This is a genomic window from Sinorhizobium americanum, assembly GCF_001651855.1.
GTDB lineage: Bacteria > Pseudomonadota > Alphaproteobacteria > Rhizobiales > Rhizobiaceae > Sinorhizobium > Sinorhizobium americanum.
Window position 1 is genome coordinate 1 of record NZ_LNQC01000006.1, and the last position, 1,382, is coordinate 1,382.

The 1,382-nt window shown below is 58.7% G+C and carries 2 protein-coding genes; one reads left to right on the forward strand and one right to left on the reverse strand.

Translation table 11 applies throughout. From position 1 onward, the window contains the following. A partial coding sequence (locus ATC00_RS33240) for a hypothetical protein (protein WP_206744264.1) occupies positions 1–232 on the forward strand: 232 nt, incomplete at its 5' end. Here ATC00_RS33240 and ATC00_RS00035 read toward each other — a convergent pair. Next, positions 175–1,242, reverse strand: a complete 1,068-nt coding sequence (locus ATC00_RS00035; protein ID WP_064251559.1) for an IS110 family RNA-guided transposase — start codon at positions 1,240–1,242, stop codon at positions 175–177. The two genes, ATC00_RS33240 and ATC00_RS00035, sit on opposite strands and share 58 nt — an antisense overlap. Positions 1,243–1,382 lie beyond the last annotated feature (140 nt).

Consider the following 1,382-nt stretch of genomic DNA (forward strand, 5'->3'; position numbering starts at 1 on the left):
TAAGTCTCTTCCCTTCCGTTGGACAGGTTGTTTCTGCCCTTCGGTTCTGAACCATTCTCCAATCCGTGACCCTGATGCCGTTGTTGGCTTCGGTCACATAGTGGCGTTCGGCTCCCGGTTTCCCATTCTCCTCAAGGAGCGCCGCCCGGCATTGCCAGGCTCGCTAGGCGATCATCAGGACGACCGGGATATCGTCGATGCGCCTTCCATGGTGCTGGTGCCGCGTCGCTGATAAGCGCGCTGGTCGCGCAGGATGTGAAAGACGATCGTCAAAAGCTTGCGCGCGATCGCAACACGCGCCTTGTTGGTTCCTCGGTTCTTCAGATGCTCGTACTGGGCGCGCAGCTGCGGATCGGTAGCGATGGCGGGCGCGACGGCCTCGACGAAAGCCCAGCGCAGCCACTTGTTGCCCTGCTTGATGATCTTGCCGTGGTAAGTCTTGCCACCGCTCGAATAGGTCGAGGGGACGAGCCCGGCATAGGCCGCCAGTTTCTTCGGCGTGCGGAACCGGCCGATATCGTCAACTTCCGCATCAATCAGCCGGGCGAAGAATTCGCCGATACCGGGGATCGTCTTCAACAGCTTCACATCGGCATTGGCCTTGGTCATCGCCCGGATCGTCGCTTCCGACTGCTTGATCCGTTCGTTGATGTCGCCGATGAAGGCGAGACCCCGATCGATCTGGATGCGGTCGATCGGCGAGACCTTCAATTCTGCAAGCTGGACGCGGCCGGCACTGCCGAACAGATCCGCGAGCTTCTTCAGCAGTGCCGCTTGCTCCGGATAGCGATCAAAGACCGTCACGATCCGGTTCTTTGTCATCGTGCGCAGTCGCACGTAGAACATCCGCTCGCGAAGGGCGATGCGCAATTCGCGGGCCTTGTCGCTCGGTGCCCAGGCTTCAGGAACGAGATCGGCTCTGAGTAGATGCGCCAACACCGTCGCGTCGATCTTGTCCGTCTTGATCTTGGCGTCGGCGATCGCCTTCACCTTCAACGGATGGGCGAGGACGACATCGTCGCAAATGTCGTCGAGCCAGTCGTACATCACCATCCAATTGCGAGTGGCCTCGACAACGGCATGGGAATTCTCGCGGTACGGTTCCAGAAATCCACCAAGCGACTGACGATCGTTCTTCACCCGCCCGGATCTGAGCGTCTTGCCGCTACTGTCCTGCACGACCAGATGGCTGTAGGATTTGTGGTAATCGACGCCGATATGGTAATCATAAGAGGCAGTCATGCTTCCAACTCCTTTATTGAGATCTTGCGAACCCCAATAAGGTAAGCCGAGAGGCTCGAAGCGTGACTGTCCCTCGATCATCGATTGCATCTCAGTGATCCGTTCTCTCAGCGGGCGCGGCCTCTTTCATGCCACCTCCT